This is a genomic window from Serratia sp. FDAARGOS_506 (genome assembly GCF_003812745.1).
Lineage (GTDB): Bacteria > Pseudomonadota > Gammaproteobacteria > Enterobacterales > Enterobacteriaceae > Serratia.
In genome coordinates this window covers 954,603-973,270 of sequence record NZ_CP033831.1, presented here as the reverse complement: position 1 = coordinate 973,270, position 18,668 = coordinate 954,603, and the positions used below count along the sequence as shown (strand labels likewise).

Here is an 18,668-nt window from a genome sequence, read left to right as displayed (position 1 = left end):
CTGTGCGGCGATGATTCCGGGTAAGATGACGATGGCGTGCTTTGGTGTGTCTACCCAGCGTTGGCTGCTGTTGTTGGGCGTCCTGTCCCTGACGGGATGCGCCCGTTCCGATGCGCTGTGGGGCGTGGTCGATAAGCTCTGCATGGCCAACTATCAGCAAAAGCGCGATCCGGCCCCGTGTGAGCAGATTTATATGCCGCAGGGGAAAGCACAGGGCTTTAGCGTGCTGCAAAACCCGCGTTATCCCTACCACTTTATTCTGGTGCCGACGGCACCGCTCTCCGGTATTGAAAGCCCGCAGTTACTGGCCAAGGAACGGACGGACTATTTTGGCTATGCGTGGCTGATGCGTTACCGGCTGGCCGCCGAGTATGGAGAGCCGGTGCCGGACGACAGGCTGGGCATGGCGATCAACTCAGCTTACGGCCGCAGCCAGAACCAATTGCACATTCACCTTACCTGTCTGCGCGAAGATGTACGGCGCCAATTGCAGGCGGAACGCCCCTACATACAGGAGCAATGGCGGCCTTTGCCAGATAAGCTGTTGCGCCACACCTACTATGCCCGCCGCGTGATGCAGCCGACCGCGATGGGCATCTACCCGATTAAGGATCTTGCGGATTATTTTCAACTGTCGCCGCCGCAGCTGGCGGAATATGGCGTGGCCGTCGTCCCGACCACGTTTGCCGGCCAACGGGGTTTTATCTTGCTGGCTTCGAAGCGCGGGTGGGACGTTGGCAACCGCGCCTCGGTAGAATCGCTGCTGGATAAAGAATGCGCGATTTTGCCGCGTTAATCTCCAGGCGGTAAGCCCTGCAGGTGAGAGCGGCGAGGCATCGCCCCCACCTGCATGCGCCCTATCTGAACCGCGCATCCCGCGCAAACAGGAAAGTGGCCTCCCGCAGGCGAGCGTCGGCTTCCGCCTGAGCGCCCTGGTAACGCAAAATCATGATCAGCGTAGCGTAGACGTTGGCGTCGATGCGGCGCTGCAGATAGGCATTGGCCCACTGCCGATAGCCGGTCAACAGGGCATCATCACGCGTTTGGTTATAGACCAGCAGCGCGTGAGATTGCTCGTCGAAGGTTTTGCGCTCCCGGTAGATCCAGGCGGCCGGCGGCGGCATCTGTTCGATGCTGTCGATGGTAGCCAGCATGGTGCGCTCCGATTGGGTGAGTGCCATGCGTCCTTGCCAGGCGAAGACCGCCATCACCAGCACGCCGGCCGCCGCAATCGCCACCGGCAGGCTCAGGGCTTTGGCGAACGGCAACGGACGGGGCTCGCCGGTTTGGCCGTCCAGCAGCGCCAGCAGCAGCAGAAACGCCAGCCAATGCGGCGCAGACAGATAGAAAGGGTATTCCAGCTGGGTGTGTACCAGCATTGGCAGCAGCACCAGGAACAGGCCGACGCGGGCGCCGGCCGGCTGCTTGCGATCCTGCTGCCAGGCGCGTTTCAGCAGCAGCGCGCCGGCGACGAGGACGATAGCGATACCCACCAGCGCCGGCAGGCCGCCCTCAACCCACCACAGCAGGATTTCATTGTGTGGATGGCCGGCGACTTCCAGTACTTCTCGCCAGGGCATTGCCTGCAGACGGAAGTGCGCGAAACTGTATTCAAAGCCGCCGTAGCCCCAGCCCAGCAGCGGTTTGGCCAGGATCATACTTAGGGTATCTTGCAGCATAGTCAGACGTGAATAATTAGAACCTTCGCGTGCGATAAGCCCCTGCTGGCCAGTGAACAGCCCCATCAGGCCAAGCCCGATGCCCAGCAGCAGCGCGCCGCAGGCCCAGCGGCTTGCCGCCGGGTGCTGGCGAGCAAGGCGCCACAGCAGCAGCACTGCCGCCAAGGCCCCACCCAGCCAGGCGGCGCGCGACTGGATCAGCACCAGCAGGGCGGAGAAAGCGACCAGCAACGCGAGCAGCGGGAGCTGCCGCCGCCACGTTGGCGCAGAGAGAGGGGCAAGCAGCAGCCAGAGGGTTAAAGCCAGACCGGTGGCGATAAAGCTGCCCAGCACGTTCGGTTGCTGGAAGACGCCGTAAACGCGGCTGCCATTGGGAGCCACCCAGGCCAAAGTTGGAGCGAACAGCTGCAGAGCTGCCAATAGCGCCTGAACGCCGACGGCGAACAGCAGGCCGCACAGTAACAGCTCGCGCTGCCGGGGGGTTGGGCGCAGCTGCAGGCAGGCGACATAGAACAGCCAGCCGCCGAACAAACCGGCACAGCGCCACAGGGCATCTTCACGCCATTCGGGGCGGGTATACAGCAGCGGCAGCGCCAGCACGGCGATGCCGAGCAATAACAGGCGTGCGGTAGGAGTAAGCGAAAGACGGGCGCGGCCGAGGCAAACGGTGAAGGTCACTATCAGCGTGGTGAGCGCCATGGCGCCCCAGGCCAGAATATTTTGCGGCAGCGCCAGGCCGCCGCCACCCATGTTGGGGTGATAAAACGGCAGGATCGCCGCCATCCAGATTAGCAGCAGGGGCAGCACGGCGATAGCCGGCGCCGGAAAGGCAGATTTCTCGATCATGCGAAAACCCACCGTTTGAACCGGGTGTTAATTGCGAACATATATTGATTTTTCCCTATCGATATTCCGTGTTGTCAAAATTTGCCGTTCGGGATTTTCGCAAATCGCTCAGGCGCTGTCCATGAAGCAGGAAAAAGCAACGTTTCGACTATGCTCTGTTCCCCATAAAAAAATACGCCTGGTGGGGCGTATTGTATTAAAAATAAAATAATAGCGATTAACGGCACTGAGGCAGTACTTTTTGGAAAAACGGATTGGCGCACAACGTTGAATTTGCGCCGCCGCCAACGATAACGCCGGTGGCGTTGCCCTGGCCGTCGGTTGTGCCGGTCTGCGTAATTTTACCTGAATTGTCAACGGTGTGGCTGCCGGGGGTGACGGATTCGCCGTTAACGGTCAGGCCTGCTTGTGCAAAGGCTGAAAATAAAAACAACGAGCCGACGATCGTCAGATGAGATTTTTTCATTTTAAATCCTTTTGTAAAGGGGTTGTGTGCGCAAGAGCGCAAATGGAACCTTATCGTGCTGGTTTTATTAACGCAATGCTCTCCTCTTTATGTTTAGTTTAATTAATATTTTTCAGATGAATGGGTCTGGTTTTGTTAAATATTTCCTTAGTTTCCTTAAGCGACTACTCCAGCCGTGTTTCTTTCGTCTGTATGGAGGGGGTGGCTTTTTTTTATTTACTTTCTTGAGATGCAAGGCAAAGCACTTCAGACTAAAAATAAAAAGCAGTGGAATAAAAAGGATATACAGATTTTTTTCCATGGTCATAGGGAAAAGTCTTTTATCCTCTTTAAAGGCTAATCAGAGGAAATATCATAATGCTTTCCGTTCTTGAGCAGCCAATAAATAAAGTCCTGCCTTTTTTTTAGATCCAGCTTACGCATCATTGATTGCTTATGCGCATTCACCGTTTTTACACTGAGGTGCATTTTATTGGCCGCTTCGGTTTGGCTCTTGCTTTGACACAGATAAGAAAGCACCTCCTTTTCCCTCCGCGTCAAGCGACTTCCCTCACAGGTTTTGCACTGGTTGAAGGCATGGCCCGGCGTTTTCTTTAATGCTTCATCCAGGAGATGGTGAATAGCTGCTTGGGTATCATGGCGGTACAGCGTGCCAGACTCTAGAGCACATTTTGGCAGAATTTCCTCCCTGGCACGCTCTTCTCTGATGGTAAAATATTGCGTGTTTTGGTGTACCGGCAGCTGTGTATTGCAGTAGCAGGCTTTTCTGGCTGACCGCACCACTGAAAATACAAGGTCTATCGTCATGGCCTTATTATTTTCATTTGGGAACTAAACTAGTTTCCCATTTTTAATAAAGTAATCATTAACAAACCATTTAATGCCCTCGGAGAAAAATGAATTGTCATCCATGATGGCTACATTAATAAATTTGCCCATATAAATCTATCCTTATGTTATCTTGTTGACATTTTGCCTTGCCGTTTTCCTCCGCTAGTTTATGCCATAAGATATAGGTTTATTCATATTTGATATTGCCTGACTGTTGTTCAGACTATTCAGTGTATGATTTAAATGTTAACTGTATGCCTTATTGGTTTAATAAATATCTAACTTGGCGATCGCTTGGCCAGTGAATTCACCATAATTGGAAACGTTCGCTGTTAATATTCTGGCTACCAGAATGTAAGTTATGTTAAAACCATTTTGTGCGTAAAACGTCTTAATGTTAGAACCACTGCTGGTATCTGCAATGAGCTGAATGTTGATAATGTCACCCTGGCTGTTTTTTATTTTTGCCTTATCCGTGCCATCCACGCCAGTTAACGTTAACCGCCCCGTAGCGCTGTCACTGTCTTTGCCGCTGCATTGTATATTCGCCATGCTGGTTGTACTCTTGCCCTCCATGCCATTAGCTGGGATAGTGCCAAAATTAAATCCGCTGCCGATAATGCTCATGTTGCAGTTTAAAGGCTGCGGCGATGGTCCTGGCCCAGGACCTGGCCCCGGGATCGGTGGTTTGGGTATCTGCCCTTCACAAGATGAAACACCTTTCGGGAGACGATCTGGTGCCCAAAAATAAGAAAATTTTATACATGGCTGACCACCAGTAGCGACATTCAAGTTATACTCTTTCTCAGTTAAAGTGACTCGAAAAGTTTTTCCGTTAAAAAATTCCACCCCTTGCGCTACAGTGAGCCTTGGGCGCTCTGGCGTATAGCTATCATCCCATGGTCGATATCCAACCGTTGGCCAAGAAACGATTGCAGACATTATACACTGCTGTCGATTAGACCCCATCGAACAATAGTACTCTCTTTCAGAGCTTGAGTGACCAAAGTCATCCGATGTTAAATGGTTAATGGTCATATCAATGTTAATATACCCTCCCGATGTCGGGCCGCTTATTTTATAACTCACTTTTTCAGCCTGCGCCCCTTCGCTAATAGCGATAAAGGCGAGAAAGCATGATAATTTGGTTATTTTAGATAAAGATTGAGTTTTCAATGCGCCTCCCTACGTTGGGCATCTAAAAAATAATTAAAAATTACTGTATATCAATATAGATCACCGTACTCCCGTTGAAGCCTCCCGTTTCAACATCACCGGTACTGCCTAACTTTGAACGGATAGTAAAGGCGGATCCCACCCCTGAAGTAAATTGATAGAGAATGCCTGTATCCAATCCTTTTCCGTCAATGGTCAGATCGGCGTAAATGCTTTTATCCGGACGTAAATACAGTCTCCCATTGTTTAGGTTCTTCACATAAATTTTCGCCGTCACACTTCTGTTGCACCAGGCCGTATAGTTGGCAGATTTTTGCAGCCCATTAAGGCTGGCGCTGCTTATCGGGCCATAGTTGAAGTTGATACTGCCCGATGTTGGGTTGCACCAAACCAACTGTGGCGGCGGCGTTAAATCAGTGACACCACAGATATGAATCCCATGAGCCGTCAATGGTCGCACAAGGCCATTAAGCCGATAGACCATGCATACGCCGACGTTGTCATTACCACTCATTATTGGGCCTTGGTAAACCCGGCGTTTTATGGGGACCAGGCTTTGTAGTCCCTCTGCCACCTCCCCCATATTACGGGCAGTGGAAAGCCATCGCGGAGAATAGGCGAAATAGGTTACGGCCCCTTGAGGATAACCATCTTCAACAGACGTATTGTCTGGGTATCTATAAATCTGTAGGCCCAGGTCACAGTTCTTTCCCTCACATGGGTTTTCAAAGTGGTTTGGCCCAAAGATGTCGTAAAGAGTAGCATCGACGACATAATTTGGCGGAAGTGAATAGTAACTTCGCTGAAAATTATAATGTATGGCAAAAACGCTCCCTTGGTATAGAAAAAAGACGAGGAAACTGATTTTTTTAATAAATCGAATAGACATACCCCACCTTTAAATCGGAACGCTGGCTTGTGATAAATTAATAGTGGTATTAATCAAGCTTCAGCGGGTGTTATTCATACCTTAAAGAGAAGGTTGCTGTTGCCGTAAACTCTCCCAGCGTGATTTTTCTATTCGCGATAGCATCTGGCTCTGCTCGAATAAAGGCCTGCAGCGCGATAACGTTATTGTCTTTGCTCAATGGGTAGTTTTGGCTCCACTCATTTAATACCAAAGGTACCCCCTGTGGCGTTTCAAAACCAATCGCCACGCCCCGGGCCTGGCTGCCGGCCTCCAACGCCAGCAACCCCGGCAATGCCTGGCTGGCAGGGCCGCTGAAGCTGATCTGTAGCGAGGTTCCCAAACTGGTATCGCAATCCAGCAGCCGTAATTGAAAGCGTTTGCCCAGGGTGCGCTGGTTTTGGTAAAGGTACTTGTCGATCACGGTGCCAAATTCCAACAGAACGCTTTCGTCTCCTGGCGCCAGTGTGCAAGGCTCCGCCACCAGCGCGCCATGTAGTTTCATATTGTTCGCGGCAACCGGTGTGGCGGCCAATCCAGCCAACAGACCGGCAAGTACTATTGTCGTTTTACGCATAACCGGTCCTTATTGATAATCCGCTAACATCGTGGCAGTGACCGTAAAGGCGCCGGCTTTAAGCTCCACTCCTGGTTTCTTCACCGGTACCGCTTGTAACTCAGGGGCCTTGCCCTCAATTTTGATACGTTGATTAAGCTGCATGGGCTGGCCGTTCTGCAGCAAGCGTATCCCCAATCCGGAGATATTGGTCTGCAGAGCCGCGCTGTCAAAATCGATAGGAGTGCCGATAACTTGTAACCCCAGCGTGAATCCGCTGGTGCTGCCAGGTTCACAGGTGATGTGGTAATTCACCGTTTGAATATAATTTTTCCCATCCACTTTGTTCACGCCTACTCGCTCACCGAAATCCACATCAATCAACTGATCGTCATCGATGGTGCAGGGCGGGGGAGCATTCAGCGTGCCGTAAAACGACATATTAGGGGCGGCCAGCCCTGGAGTCGTTGCCAACAGTAGCGCGGCGGCGAAAGCACGTAGTGATATCATGGCTGTGTTCCCTGTTTACTCATTGATACGCCACCACCATCGTGGCTCCAACGCTGAAAAAGCCGGCCTGCAGCGTGCCGCCAGGGCGTTTTATCGGCACGGCCTGCAACAGTGGGCGCTGCGTTTGCGAATAAGTAAAATTCAACCAACTGTTAATCGGTAACGGCTGCCCATTGACGCGCAATGCAATTCCCAGGTCTGCATGGTTTACGACCTGCAAGGCGCTGTTATTGAAGGCGCTGGCGGTTCCCTGAATTTGCATTTTCACGGCGTTACTGTTGTTGCTATTACACGACAACGAGTAATCGACTTCTCTCATATAGGTATTACCGTCTACCTTCGTAGTCAGTAGGTCATTACCAAAATTCACGATAATCGTCTTGTTGTCGTTCACCACGCAGGAAGGCGGGTTAACAACCGTACCTGAAATGTTGATAGGCGTTGCTGCGTGTCCTGCGCCGGTAAACGTTGCCATCGCCACTAGCAGCCCTGCCCATGCCGGCCCGTTTCGCCTCATCTTTTCTTCCTTGTCAGTCATAGCTCAGTCGAAAATCGACAGAGGCGAAGTAAGAACCCGCCGCCAGCGGCGCTCGGGTACGTTCTGGCATAACGCGATAGGCTAACGTATTTTGCCCTGGGGTCAGCAATAGCGGTTGTCCGCGGCTGCCGAGGCGTACGTCCCGCCCTTGCGGATCGAGCATGCGCAGCGCCAATCCGGAGGTGCCCCGCACCTGCACCAGCTGTGGATTATCGGCGTCTGCCGGCGCGTTGAAACTCACGGTCACTGCCGGTTGCTGCGGGGCCCATACTATCGTGCCGCTTCGGTTATCCAGGGAGCTCGCAGGGCTACGCAGGCAGTCTTGCAAATGCAGTTCAAACCCGACTCCGGTGCCCCTTTCGCCGACATTTTGCAACCGGCCGGTGGCGATCTCACCCAACTGGATATCCTGGTAAGCGCTCTTCATTTCCAGGCGACAGGCGCTCTCCGTCAAGGCGCCACGGACATACAATACGCCTTGCGTGCCGCCGATGAGTTCATCACTGCCCGCTGTTTTTCCGTGAGCTGCCGGCAACAGCCACAATGCCGCTGTGACGGCAAGTGGGAGCATCAATGCCAACGCCACCAGCACCAGGTAATACTGCCAGTCACGGCAGCCCAGCTTGTTGTTTATATTTCGCATCACGTAGTCTCCAGGCATCCGTTTGCAGCCGACAGGTTATGACTTGCTTTTCTCTGGTAATGTCTGACAAGCGTTACCCGTACAGTTAAAGGTCAGCTGCGGCCGGCCACCGTAATCGTTGATGTAAGTCAGCACCGGGCTGGCACCCAACGCTGTGGCACTGACGCCCAGCGCGGTGGCACCTTTCGGTGAGACCATCAGCGGTTCAAAACCTTTTATGCCAGCGGTGCCTTTCCTGGCGGCCGCGTCCACGATGGTCACGTAATACGGCGTCGGGTTGTTAACGACGTATTTATCCCCTTGTTTGCTCAGCGTCAGCTGTTCCTGCCATGGGGTGGCCATCTGCGCCTGGGTCGGCGTTATCGCCGCCGGGCGATAGAACAGCTTGATGCGCGTCTGCAGTGCAATTTGCAGAGTATTCGGCTTGTCGCTGCGTGGTGGGATCTCGCGCAGGTTGAAGTAGTAGAGCGTCTCCCTGTCCTGCGGCAGCTGCTTGGCGGCCGGCAGCGCCTGGATTTTCACCTGGCTTGGTTTGCCCGGTTCTACCCGCTGCACCGGCGGCAACACCACCAATGGGCTCTGGATTTTGTTACCTTGTTCATCTTCCAGCCAGCCCTGCGCCAGGTACGGCAGCTGCTTGTTCTGGTTGCTGATGTTCAGGCTTACCGAGTTCTGCCCACCGTCGAACACCACGCGGGTGCGATCCAACGCAATCGCGGCCTGCGCCTGGGGGGCCACCAGGGCGCCCAGCAAAGTGACGAGGGGCAGGTGGTATGGGGTCATTAACGATTTCATCTTCATAACGCTCACTCTTACTGATTCAAATTAGGGTTTGTGCTTTCCTGTTGCGTGCGGCACGGCAGCAGCAGGTTGTTCAATTCGCCTTTCGGCAGCGTGTTCGGCAGCTTAATGGCGCACTGCGCCGCACCGTTCCAATGCACAGTCATGCTTTCACCCGGCTGAATGCCGCTCAGGTAAACGTTGCCGTCGTCGCTGACTATCCCTGTGTCCTGTTTTTTCGCGTTCATTACCGTGGCGCCGAACGGCGGTGTGCTGCCGTCCGCCAGCCTGATGACCGCCATCGCCTTCTCCCCGGCGATCACATCGAACCTACGGTAGCCGATAGCCCCTTCGGTCAGGGTGGCCTGTACCACTGACTTGGTGGCTTCGGCGTTGTCTTGCAGCTTGTTTACGTCGATGCTGGCGTTACTGCGGTAGTAACTGCTGACATCACTTACCACCGCCTTGCCAAAGCGGTTGGTGTCTACGGTGCTGCCATAGCCGCGCACCGGCACGCCGGCCACGCCACCGGTGTCCAGCAACATGCGGGTGCCTCCCGGCATGCCGTTGCGGTGCAGCGCGCCGCCTTCTGGGGTAATCGTCATACCGCCCTGGGCGGAGAGCCCCAGCGCGGTGTAGCTCCCCTCCTGATAGCTGGCATTAGCGCTGACCTGTGTCATATCCCCTTCATGGGTGTAGTAGCCGTTCATATTGGCGCCTTGCCGTGAACTGCCGGCACTCAACTGGTAGTTGCTGTGCTCGTCAATCCGGTTGTAATAGCCGACACGGTGGCTGTTGTCGCGCCGGTTCACCGTCGTGTTGTAGCTGAGGGAAGCGCTGTTGCCCCATGGCATCGACAGCGACAACGTGACGCCATCGTCATTGGTGCCGTAGTACTTGTTGCGATACCCTGCCAGCGATACGCTTAAGTTCTTGAAGCGGCCGATATCGAAATAGCGGGCCAGCGTCAGGCTGTACCGATCGTTCACCGGTCGGTCCCAATAGGTCTGGTGGTCGTAGTTCAGGTACATGCTCAAGCCGATATCCCGGAACTGCTGGTTAAAGGTCACGGTGTACATCTCTTTGTTGTTACCGACCCGGTAATCATGTCGACGCGCATCCAGATACTCACTCATGCTCATGAAATCCCGCTCCGAGAAGCGATAGCCGGCGAACGTCACCTGGCTGTCGTAGTCGTCGAAGCGTTTTGAATAGCTCAGGCGATACGAACCGCCGCTCAGCGTGCCGTCCTGCTGAGGCAGGCGCGCCCGTGATTGGGTCGCATCAAACGACAGCGCACCAAACGCCATCAAATCGCGGCCAATCCCCAGCGACAGCGCGTTGTAGTTGCCGCCGAGAAGGGCACCGCCATACAGCGACCAGCCGTTGCTTACCCCCCAGGAGAACTCACCGGTGCCGAAAAACGGCCCTTCGCTACGGTGCTGCCAGTTGGACGGTCTGCCGCCCGCCAGTTTGTAACGCAGTGAGCCGGGGCGCGTCAGGTACGGGATACTGGCAGTATTCATCTTGAACTCCTGTACGCTGCCGTCCTGTTCTTCCACCCGCACGTCCAGCTCGCCGGATACCGCTTCGCTAATGTCCTGGATGCGGAATGGCCCTGTTGCCACCTGTGTTTCGTAGATCACTCGCCCTTGCTGGCTGATGATCACTCGGGCATTGCTTTTAGCAATCCCCACCACCTCGGGCGCATAACCGCGGAGGTTAGGCGGCAGCATGTTGTCGTCCGAGACCAGGCTGGCCCCGCTGAAGCGGAAGCTGTCGAACATGCCCGAGTTAAGGTAATCCTCACCCAGCGTCAGCCGTGAACGCAGCGCCGGCAGTGCGCGATAGGCGTAGTAACGGCTCCAGTCCAGCCGCTGCTGGGTACCCTGACCGGAACCGGTTTGGTGATCGAGACGGCCTTGCCAGTCGGCGCGCAATCGCCAGGCGCCCAGGTTGGCACCGGCGGTGCCGTTGCCGCTCAGGTTGTAGCCGCTGGCGCCGTTACGCTGTTGACGCTGAGCCTGGCCGTTGAGGTTGTAGTCAAACAGCAGCCCCGGAATACCTTCATCCCAGCGTGAGGGCGGATCCCAGTTCTCCGCGGTATATTCCAGGTACGCCTGCGGAATGCTCAGATACAACGCGGACGTAGCCAGATCGCCGCGCATTTCCATGCCCTTCAGGCTGGCGGGATCCAAACATTCGCCGTTATGCCACCAGGTCAATGTGCCCCGCATGTTCGGTTTCAGCCCCAAGTCATCCACCAGTGCCAAAGGCAGACAGGCTTGACTACCTTGGGGATCGTTATCCGGCGGGTAAAAATGGATGCTTTGTTCCGGCAATTCATTTTTATTCAGATACACCACCATGGTGTAGGCGCCAGGCATGATGTAACCGCTGCGGGTAAATTGGCTCAGATCGATATTTTTACGATCGTTAACGTCCAGCACGTCGGTATTAAATTGAATACCATCTTCAGCATAGAGCGGAGACTGTGCACCGCCATATGCCAGGAAAATACAGACGCTTAATAACCGAATGCGAAACCGCTTCCCTGCGAGAGAAAACACCATAGCTATCAACCCTGTTATTTAATCTTTTTATCGTTATCAGTAATAATCCAATGTAAACCGCACAGCGGATGAATAAGCGCCGGCATGCAGCGGTTGATTATTGCTGATTAGCCTCAAGCTATAGCTCAGCTGCATTGCGTTTAGTGAGAATGCCTTGGGCGATAATGGTGCCCCAGGCGCGGCAATGTTTCCTGATTCATCAGCAATTTGTAATGCAATGCCTTTTGCTTCTCCCTTTACGCTAAATAAATTGCCATCCGCTTCACCGTCGAAGGTCATTTGAAAGCGTTTTGAATTCTGCTGTTCAATTTCTGATGAAGTAATCAGGCAATTAATCAGTTCAATGGAAAATGGGTGAGCGGCACTTTGGCCAGTGCGTATAATTTCTGCCGTCGGCAAGATGTCCAGATCGATAATCTGTTCTTGACTTCCGGCAGCGATGGCGCACGCGCCCTCAAAAATACTCCCTTGCATATTGACGCGCCCCTGAAATGGGGTGAAATCATTCGCTGAAGCCGTAAGGTTTAGCGATAAAAAAATCAATATGCAGGGGAATGTTCTTTTCCCAGGGGAATAATTCATTTGAGGTACCCTATTAAAAAACGCTCCCACCGCTAAAAAAGCATGCGGGTTAACCCGCATGCCGAGCTATTGTTAATCGTTAATTATTGGTAAGCCAAGGTGAAGTCGGCGACAGACTGGAATTCACCCGGAGTGATGGTTGCACCTGACGCATTACTGCCTTGCAGATAAGCAGAGAAATTCAGGGTGTTATTACCGTTGCCCAGAGTTTGAGCATTAGCTGCCTTACCCAGTGCAATCAGTTTGCCGGAACCATCGGTAATCGCAATCCCTGCGCCTTTAGCCGTACCGGTAATACCCAGCAGTTTCTCATCATCAACGGAAGATGCGCCGGTAAAGGTAATGGCCACTGCGTTGTTCTTGCCAACGCCGTTAGCATCGCCAGGGTTCAGGTCGCAGTTTTCCAGTTTGATCTGGAAAGGTTTCGGAGAAGATTGGCCGCCATCTTTCAGGGTAACATTGGATACCTGGCCCAGATTGACGGTCTGGTCCACGGTTTCCGGGGTAATGGAGCAAGGCGCTTCGATAATGGAACCCTTAAAAGTCACAGTGCCGTGGCCCTGATCTGTAGGTGCAGCGTTCACCATCATGGAGGTCGCGCCGAAAGCCAATACCGCTGCCATCATAATTTTGTTCAGTTTCATATAAATCCCTTACGTTCCTTAAAAGGATAAGTGTCTTTAGATATTTTCCGATTGGCGATAATAAGTAACTTTCAGCGCTAAGAGGGGATGTTCCTGCTTGTTGCTGATTTTCGCGTTTTCATATTTTCGCCATGGATGTCAGTTTTCTGGCAAAGCCGTTTTCCCGTGCTTTGGCAGTGACTCCAATTTACCCGGGAAAACTCATTATCGAAACATTAACAATGGTTTTTATTAAAACTTAGGATTTATATAAAGATAATTAGTTATTCATAGGTTTTTATTCTGTTTGTTATTCCATTACCCGAATGTAAAAGTGAATGGGGTGACTCTTATTAGGTTAAATTAACCTTGCTCTAGCATTTATTGGGATTAATCTGATGTTATAGTGGTTTGATGAATTGAAAAAAAACTTCGAAGGCAGCAATATTGACATCGGACAGGTAGGTTAAATGGACTGAAGTATGAAATTTATAATAAATGAAACCATTGTTTATAATGAGGGGGAGGGCACGCTTGAGCGGGTAAATGATGACGGTAGCAAGGCTTTGCTGCAAAATCCAACCCGCCGTCTGCTGTCCATTTTTGTTCGTAACAATGGGGAGATTGTTCACCGGGAAAAACTGTTGAGTGATGTTTGGGAAGAGTACGGTCTTAAAGCGTCAAACAATAACCTAAATACCTATGCCTCCAGTTTGAGACGTTCGTTTGCCAAATTGGGGGAAGACGATATTTTAATTACCTATCCAAGGCAGGGGTTTAAATTTTCTGCCGACAGCATCAGGGAAGAGAACGCTCCTGTGAATTCTGATGATGAGAGTGCAAGTGATCCTGTACAACGATTCGGATGGCGTAAAGGTGGGTTTAGAGGTGATAATAAAGGCATGGGTATCGTTGTGTGTGCCTTGACGATTTTTATTCTGTTGGCGTTGCTGTTGATGGAAATCTTCCTCTTTATGGGTAGGATGGGCCAACAACCGTCGGCAACGATGAACATTGCTCGAAAAGGTTTTTATAAACACTGTGAGATTTACATTATCAAGAATGAGAGTGCGGACCTGGGTGAGATAGGCAAAGCGATTTCTCAGGCCGGTTTTGATTGCAGTCAGAGCGCGAATGTCTATTACTATGGCAGAGTCGAAGGACAGAGAATGATGCTGGCCTATTGCCCGGTGGATGTGCTTTCACCCTGTAAAAACTCGGGTGCTGAACTACAACCCAGGAATGGGCGTAGAAATTAATTCATTTTTTCCCTGAATATTTTGATAAGGAAGAGGATAAAACGCCTCTCCTTATCAAATCGTCATGGCTTTAATTTGTGGTGCAGACGAACATAGGGGAATGATTGTCTGAAAAAGCGTAAGTGTTTTCGTCAAGGCGGTCGATCTTGATATGCAGGTATTGCCCTTCTCGTGGAAAAAGCTTATCCAGCTGAGTTTGTGAAAGGGTATCTCTGGCCCTGGTGATGCTTTGTTCCACCGTCATAGGATAATACGCATCGTTGTAATCATATTGCATAAGCAGTTCTCTGGAGACGGTATACGATTTTTCTCCCTCTTGCATCTTGCCGCTAAACAACATTTTCATTTTTCCTGGAACGGAGGGGACGGTGTTCACCAGGATCACCCCATGCGTAGGCCGTTGAGCGACGGTGATGAACGTTTGCAGTACGGTTGCGCAGGCACCTGGCGTATTTCCGCGGCGCATTTGCATAGACAGCAATACAATAGCGATGCAGAGCACAAGTAAGATGGCAACGTAGGCCTTGATCGGAATAGCGTTAAATCGTTTCATTTTCATAATAATTTTCGCAGCGGAAGATCTTGCCGGTGCCAGGTGTCAGCGGACAGTAAGCGATAAAACGAGTCTGAACTTTGCCACCGTTCCCTCGGGTAAGCAGGCCAACGTCGTAATAGTAGAGTTTGGCGTCTATGTGGCAGTCCAGACCGAACTGTCGGGCTTTGCTCGCCACTTTTTCAAGACTCAGCTGATTACGGGAAATTTTATGGTGGGGAGACATGATGTAGACCTGGCAGTGGTCAATCGTGCCAAGTTCCAAAGAGTCATCCGGAGAGATACCGGCGCTATTTTTATAGGTCAGCAACAGAAATGCCAGCCATCCGCTGAGCAATAGCGTTAGCAGCAACAGCGCTGCCTTGAGTCGAGGATGAGAAGATGGGGCGGCGGCGGCCTGGAAGCTACTTGCTTGCTCATTAATGATCGTTTGATCATCTATTGTATTGATTTCTTTTGCAGTGAATGAGAAACCTTGTCGGGGCAGCGTGACCAGAATATCTTCTTCACCGAGCGCAGCCAGAATTTTGCGTAGTACCGACATCGAGTTATTCAGGTTATTGTCGGAGGCGACCTGCCCGTGTTCTTCCCAAACTTTCGCCAACACGTGTTCTCTGGAAAGTACCTGATTGTTGTTTTTGACGAACAGCGCCAATAGCCGGTTGAGCGTAGCCGTCAGAATAATCGGTTCTGCCGAGTCGTCCAGCGTGTCTATGCTGGAATTATCCTCGTGATACCTGATTCTCTTATTAATGATAAATTTCATGGAGTTAATTTGGCCCTAGAGAAAAAATATTTTTATTATAAGAATATTCCTAACATTGTAATGAGGCGGGGAGGAAATGGGAATATTTTGTGGGGCCGCCGGTGAGAGGCGTGTTGTTATACGCGAGGGAAATGTATGGCCGGCCCGGCGATGCCAAACCGGGCGGCTTTATCAATGCTCCTGAACCTCACTCCACCTCGCCAATTCGTTCCAGCGCATCCACCACCAGATCCCAGAATTTATCCTGATCCAACTTGACCGCGACCTGGGTGTGGCAATCCGGCGGCGGCGGCGCGCGAAAGTCCGCGACCGTCATACCCAGCGTCAAGGTGCCGGTGAGCTCGATATCCACCGGCGCTTTGCGCACCGTCATCACGCTCGGATCGATCACGTAAGCCACCGCGCAAGGATCGTGCACCGGCGGGGCGCTGAAACCCTGAGCCTGTTGGTACATACGGCCAAAGAATGCCAGCAGTTCGCCGACGAAGGCGGCCGGCCGGGTGCCGAGAGCGGCGATGCGCTCGCAGACTGCCGGCGTAGCCAGCGCCTGATGGGTAAGATCGAGGCCGACCATGGTCAGCGGCCATTTTTCGTTAAACACGATATGCGCCGCCTCGGGGTCGATTTTGATATTGAACTCCGCTACCGCGCTCCAGTTGCCCACATGATAGCCACCGCCCATTAGCACCACTTCCTTGACCCGTTCGGCAATGCGCGGCTCTTTGCGCACCGCCATGGCGATATTGGTCAAGCCTCCGGTCGGCACCAGCGTTATGCTGCCGGGCGGGTGGGCCATCACGGTTTCGATGATCAGATCCACTGCGTGACGCGAGTCCAACTGCAGGTGGGGTTCCGGCAGCACCGGGCCATCGAGGCCGGAATCGCCGTGAATGTCGGGCGCCACTTCGATATTACGTACCAGTGGGCGCGGGCAGCCGGCGGCGAAGGGCACGCCGGTGATATTGGCGATGCGCGCTACTGCCAGCGCGTTGCGCGTCACTTTGTCCAGCGTCTGGTTACCCACCACGGTAGTGACCGCCAGCAGGTCGATCTGCGGATTGCCCCAGGCCAGCAGCAGGGCGATGGCGTCGTCATGCCCAGGGTCACAGTCCAGTATGATTTTTTTCATGGTTATTCCTGATGCAGGGAGAGGTTCCCGCAGCATAACGCAGCGCGGCGGCATGAGATAATGCCGATGATGCTTTTGTTAACGGCATCAAAGCGTTGCCATTATTACGATGTAATGAAACGTAAATCCTCATCGCCGGACTTTACCCTGGAGTTTACTCCAGGGTTTACAGTGAGATTCAACGTCAATGTCACAGTACAGAGGAGAGGCGGGATGGGCTTACTGAAAAGATTGTTGGGGCAAGGGGGGATTAACGGCGGCCATCAGCGCGCGGGCCACAGCGGCGGACATCATGGCAACCGCTATAACCAGCATGGCAAACAGGGGCCGCAGTGTCCGGAATGTCAGGCGGTGAATAAACCTGGGGCGCGTTATTGCCATCGCTGCGGTCGGCCGTTTGTCGCGGTGAGCGCCACCTGCGGCCAGTGCGCCGCGCCGCTGCCACCGGGCAGCCGCTTTTGCCCACAGTGCGGCGGCGGTGTGCCGTGAACCGGGGCGGTTGGACGGTAGCGCTGCTGTTGGGAGCCATGGCGCTATGGACGCTGTTGGCCTGGGGCGTAGCCGGCGTACTGACCTGGCTCCCGGCGTTGGCGGAAGCGGCCGGCGGCGCATCGCTGCCGGTGAACGGCGCGTTGAGTCTGGTGCCGCAGGCGGTGCTGGACGCCTGGCTGCCGTGGCTAAAACAGCTGGGCAGCGGGCTGGCGAGCTATTTTCCTCTGCTGCTGAACTGGGCGGGCTACGCCGTCTGGCTGCTGTGGGGCCTCGGCATGTTGGCGCTGATGCTGCTGGGCGTGCTGGCGCACCGTTATTTGAGCGCCGCTCAGCGATAACCCTGATAGACCGCCGCTACGCGTTCGAAATAGTCGGTTAAATAGTTGATGCACACCTGCACCTTCAGCGGCAATTTGTTCTTCTCGGTATAGAGCGCGTAGATCGGTCGTGGAGCCGAATGGTAGCTTTTGAACAGGATCTCGATCTCACCGCGTTTGATTTCTTCGATCACCCACATCAGCGGGGCGTAGGCGATGCCGGCACCGTTTTTCAGCCAGCGGATCATGGTGGAGGAGTCGTTGGTCACGAAGCGCCCCTGCGGTGAAATGCGCGTGGTGATGCCCTCCGGCGACATCAGTTCAAATTCGCTGTCGGGCCGCACGCTGTATTCCAGCCAGGAGAAGTTGACCATGTCGCTTGGCTTCTGCGGTGTGCCGTATTGGCTCAGGTAGCTTTTGGCGGCGCACACCACCATCGGCATTTGCCCCAGGCGGCGGGAGAACAGGCTGGAGTCCTGCAGCTCGCCGGTACGGATCACCAGATCCAATCCGTCGGTGATCAGATCCGGTGCCGGAATGCCGGTCACCAGGTTGACGGTCAGGCCCGGGTACTCTTTCATCATTTCGGCGGTCATGTTCGCCAGCACGTTTTGCGCCATGGTGGATGAGCTGCCGATACGCAGCGTGCCGGCGGGCGTATTGTTAAACGCGTACAGCTGCTCATGCACCTCACTGACTTCCTGCAGCATGCGCCGGCAGCCCTGATAGTAGATTTTGCCGGCCTCGGTCAGGCCGATGCTGCGCGTGCTGCGGTTCAACAGCTTGACCTGCAGCTCATTTTCCAGTTTCGAGACGGTTTGGCTGATCGATGAAACGCTCATGTCGAGTTGGCGCGCGGCCGCGGTAAACGACCCGAACTCAACCACTTTGGCGAATACCGACATCCGTTTTAATCTTTCCATTATTCACTCTGGCTTAAAAGTGATTTAGATCACAGATTGTTGATGCCTTGATAGTAAGCAGGCTAATATAACGTGGTCGGGTTAATAGACCTTACCAACGTGCGAGAGCGAGCGGCGCCGCAATCCTGCCGCTCCTCCGGCACCCTCGCAATCCCTGTCGTGGATGTCTGCCCCAAAGTTTAACCTTTTTTCGGGTTCGTGACCTGGACAAGCTGTCCGGTCAAGATTTGTGGCGCGCGCACGCTAGAATGTAAAGAGAATGTGAATGGCGAGATGTGTCTTTTCCCGGCGCAGTGAACAATAAGGAAAAAGTGATGAGTTTGCTTCCGGTTATGGTCATCTTCGGACTGTCGTTTCCGCCGGTGTTTTTTGAGCTGCTGGTGTCGCTGGCGCTGTTTTTTCTCCTGCGCCGCCTGCTGCAGCCAACGGGGATTTACGATTTTGTCTGGCATCCGGCGCTGTTTAACACCGCGCTGTATTGCTGCTTGTTTTATCTGATTTCGTGTCTTTTTGTTTGAG

The 18,668-nt window shown here is 53.3% G+C and carries 22 protein-coding genes; 5 read left to right on the top strand and 17 right to left on the bottom strand.

Going from position 1 to position 18,668, the window contains the following annotated elements:
• The first annotated feature begins 31 nt into the window (after positions 1–31).
• Positions 32–796, top strand: coding sequence for a CDP-diacylglycerol diphosphatase (locus tag EGY12_RS04910; protein WP_123892754.1), 765 nt, complete (start codon positions 32–34; stop codon positions 794–796).
• Positions 797–857: 61 nt separating this feature from the next.
• Here EGY12_RS04910 and EGY12_RS04905 read toward each other — a convergent pair whose 3' ends face one another.
• The 13 genes from EGY12_RS04905 to EGY12_RS04845 all read right to left on the bottom strand — a co-directional run bounded on the left by EGY12_RS04905 (position 858) and on the right by EGY12_RS04845 (position 12,731).
• Positions 858–2,525 carry a PglL family O-oligosaccharyltransferase gene (locus EGY12_RS04905; RefSeq protein WP_123892753.1) on the bottom strand — a complete coding sequence of 556 codons (1,668 nt, stop codon included), beginning with the start codon at positions 2,523–2,525 and terminating at the stop codon, positions 858–860.
• 217 nt (positions 2,526–2,742) lie between these two features.
• On the bottom strand, positions 2,743–2,991 hold the full coding sequence (locus EGY12_RS04900; protein ID WP_123892752.1) for a hypothetical protein: 249 nt from the start codon (positions 2,989–2,991) through the stop codon (positions 2,743–2,745).
• Positions 2,992–3,327: 336 nt separating this feature from the next.
• Complete coding sequence (locus EGY12_RS04895) at positions 3,328–3,798, bottom strand: LuxR C-terminal-related transcriptional regulator (RefSeq protein WP_123892751.1); 471 nt, start codon at positions 3,796–3,798, stop codon at positions 3,328–3,330.
• Positions 3,799–4,089: 291 nt separating this feature from the next.
• Complete coding sequence (locus tag EGY12_RS04890; protein WP_123892750.1) at positions 4,090–4,998, bottom strand: hypothetical protein; 909 nt, start codon at positions 4,996–4,998, stop codon at positions 4,090–4,092.
• A 40-nt stretch (positions 4,999–5,038) separates the two neighbouring features.
• Entirely contained in the window at positions 5,039–5,887 is an 849-nt protein-coding gene (locus EGY12_RS04885) for a hypothetical protein (RefSeq protein ID WP_123892749.1), read from the bottom strand.
• A gap of 70 nt (positions 5,888–5,957) precedes the next feature.
• A complete protein-coding gene (locus EGY12_RS04880) occupies positions 5,958–6,482 on the bottom strand; it encodes a fimbrial protein (protein ID WP_123892748.1) in 525 nt (174 codons plus the stop codon).
• Between the two features lie 9 nt (positions 6,483–6,491).
• On the bottom strand, positions 6,492–6,971 hold the full coding sequence (locus EGY12_RS04875; RefSeq protein WP_123892747.1) for a fimbrial protein: 480 nt from the start codon (positions 6,969–6,971) through the stop codon (positions 6,492–6,494).
• A gap of 19 nt (positions 6,972–6,990) precedes the next feature.
• Positions 6,991–7,509: a fimbrial protein gene (locus tag EGY12_RS04870; RefSeq protein ID WP_253722934.1), complete on the bottom strand. Its 519-nt coding sequence runs from the start codon at positions 7,507–7,509 to the stop codon at positions 6,991–6,993.
• Complete coding sequence (locus tag EGY12_RS04865) at positions 7,502–8,152, bottom strand: fimbrial protein (protein WP_123892746.1); 651 nt, start codon at positions 8,150–8,152, stop codon at positions 7,502–7,504. Before EGY12_RS04865 ends, EGY12_RS04870 begins: the two co-directional genes overlap by 8 nt.
• 36 nt (positions 8,153–8,188) lie before the next feature.
• On the bottom strand, positions 8,189–8,935 hold the full coding sequence (locus tag EGY12_RS04860; RefSeq protein WP_253722932.1) for a fimbria/pilus periplasmic chaperone: 747 nt from the start codon (positions 8,933–8,935) through the stop codon (positions 8,189–8,191).
• A gap of 29 nt (positions 8,936–8,964) precedes the next feature.
• Positions 8,965–11,505: an outer membrane usher protein gene (locus EGY12_RS04855; RefSeq protein WP_123892744.1), complete on the bottom strand. Its 2,541-nt coding sequence runs from the start codon at positions 11,503–11,505 to the stop codon at positions 8,965–8,967.
• Positions 11,506–11,541: 36 nt separating this feature from the next.
• The gene (locus tag EGY12_RS04850; RefSeq protein ID WP_172962901.1) at positions 11,542–12,087 is read right to left on the bottom strand and encodes a fimbrial protein; all 546 of its coding nucleotides are present in this window, start codon (positions 12,085–12,087) and stop codon (positions 11,542–11,544) included.
• A gap of 83 nt (positions 12,088–12,170) precedes the next feature.
• Positions 12,171–12,731 (bottom strand): fimbrial protein, encoded by a 561-nt coding sequence (locus EGY12_RS04845; protein WP_123892742.1) that lies wholly within the window; start codon positions 12,729–12,731, stop codon positions 12,171–12,173.
• Positions 12,732–13,192: 461 nt separating this feature from the next.
• Between EGY12_RS04845 and EGY12_RS04840 the strand changes: the two genes are divergently transcribed.
• Positions 13,193–13,969 (top strand): winged helix-turn-helix domain-containing protein, encoded by a 777-nt coding sequence (locus tag EGY12_RS04840; protein ID WP_123892741.1) that lies wholly within the window; start codon positions 13,193–13,195, stop codon positions 13,967–13,969.
• A gap of 70 nt (positions 13,970–14,039) precedes the next feature.
• Here EGY12_RS04840 and EGY12_RS04835 read toward each other — a convergent pair whose 3' ends face one another.
• The 3 genes from EGY12_RS04835 to EGY12_RS04825 all read right to left on the bottom strand — a co-directional run bounded on the left by EGY12_RS04835 (position 14,040) and on the right by EGY12_RS04825 (position 16,417).
• Positions 14,040–14,528, bottom strand: coding sequence for a hypothetical protein (locus tag EGY12_RS04835; RefSeq protein ID WP_123892740.1), 489 nt, complete (start codon positions 14,526–14,528; stop codon positions 14,040–14,042).
• Entirely contained in the window at positions 14,509–15,288 is a 780-nt protein-coding gene (locus tag EGY12_RS04830) for a winged helix-turn-helix domain-containing protein (RefSeq protein WP_123892739.1), read from the bottom strand. The genes EGY12_RS04835 and EGY12_RS04830 overlap by 20 nt, the downstream gene beginning before the upstream one ends.
• Positions 15,289–15,475: 187 nt before the next feature.
• Complete coding sequence (locus tag EGY12_RS04825) at positions 15,476–16,417, bottom strand: nucleoside hydrolase (RefSeq protein WP_123892738.1); 942 nt, start codon at positions 16,415–16,417, stop codon at positions 15,476–15,478.
• A 213-nt stretch (positions 16,418–16,630) separates the two neighbouring features.
• Between EGY12_RS04825 and EGY12_RS04820 the strand changes: the two genes are divergently transcribed.
• Both EGY12_RS04820 and EGY12_RS04815 read left to right on the top strand, forming a co-directional pair.
• Positions 16,631–16,906 (top strand): zinc ribbon domain-containing protein, encoded by a 276-nt coding sequence (locus tag EGY12_RS04820; protein WP_123892737.1) that lies wholly within the window; start codon positions 16,631–16,633, stop codon positions 16,904–16,906.
• Positions 16,903–17,247, top strand: a complete 345-nt coding sequence (locus tag EGY12_RS04815) for a hypothetical protein (protein WP_049273723.1) — start codon at positions 16,903–16,905, stop codon at positions 17,245–17,247. Before EGY12_RS04820 ends, EGY12_RS04815 begins: the two co-directional genes overlap by 4 nt.
• Here EGY12_RS04815 and aaeR read toward each other — a convergent pair.
• Positions 17,238–18,149, bottom strand: a complete 912-nt coding sequence (aaeR, locus tag EGY12_RS04810; RefSeq protein ID WP_048234878.1) for an HTH-type transcriptional activator AaeR — start codon at positions 18,147–18,149, stop codon at positions 17,238–17,240. The genes EGY12_RS04815 and aaeR overlap by 10 nt on opposite strands.
• A 314-nt stretch (positions 18,150–18,463) precedes the next feature.
• On the opposite strand from aaeR, the gene aaeX reads away from it, so the two are divergent.
• Positions 18,464–18,667, top strand: a complete 204-nt coding sequence (gene aaeX, locus EGY12_RS04805) for a p-hydroxybenzoic acid efflux pump operon protein AaeX (protein ID WP_004936952.1) — start codon at positions 18,464–18,466, stop codon at positions 18,665–18,667.
• Position 18,668 lies beyond the last annotated feature (1 nt).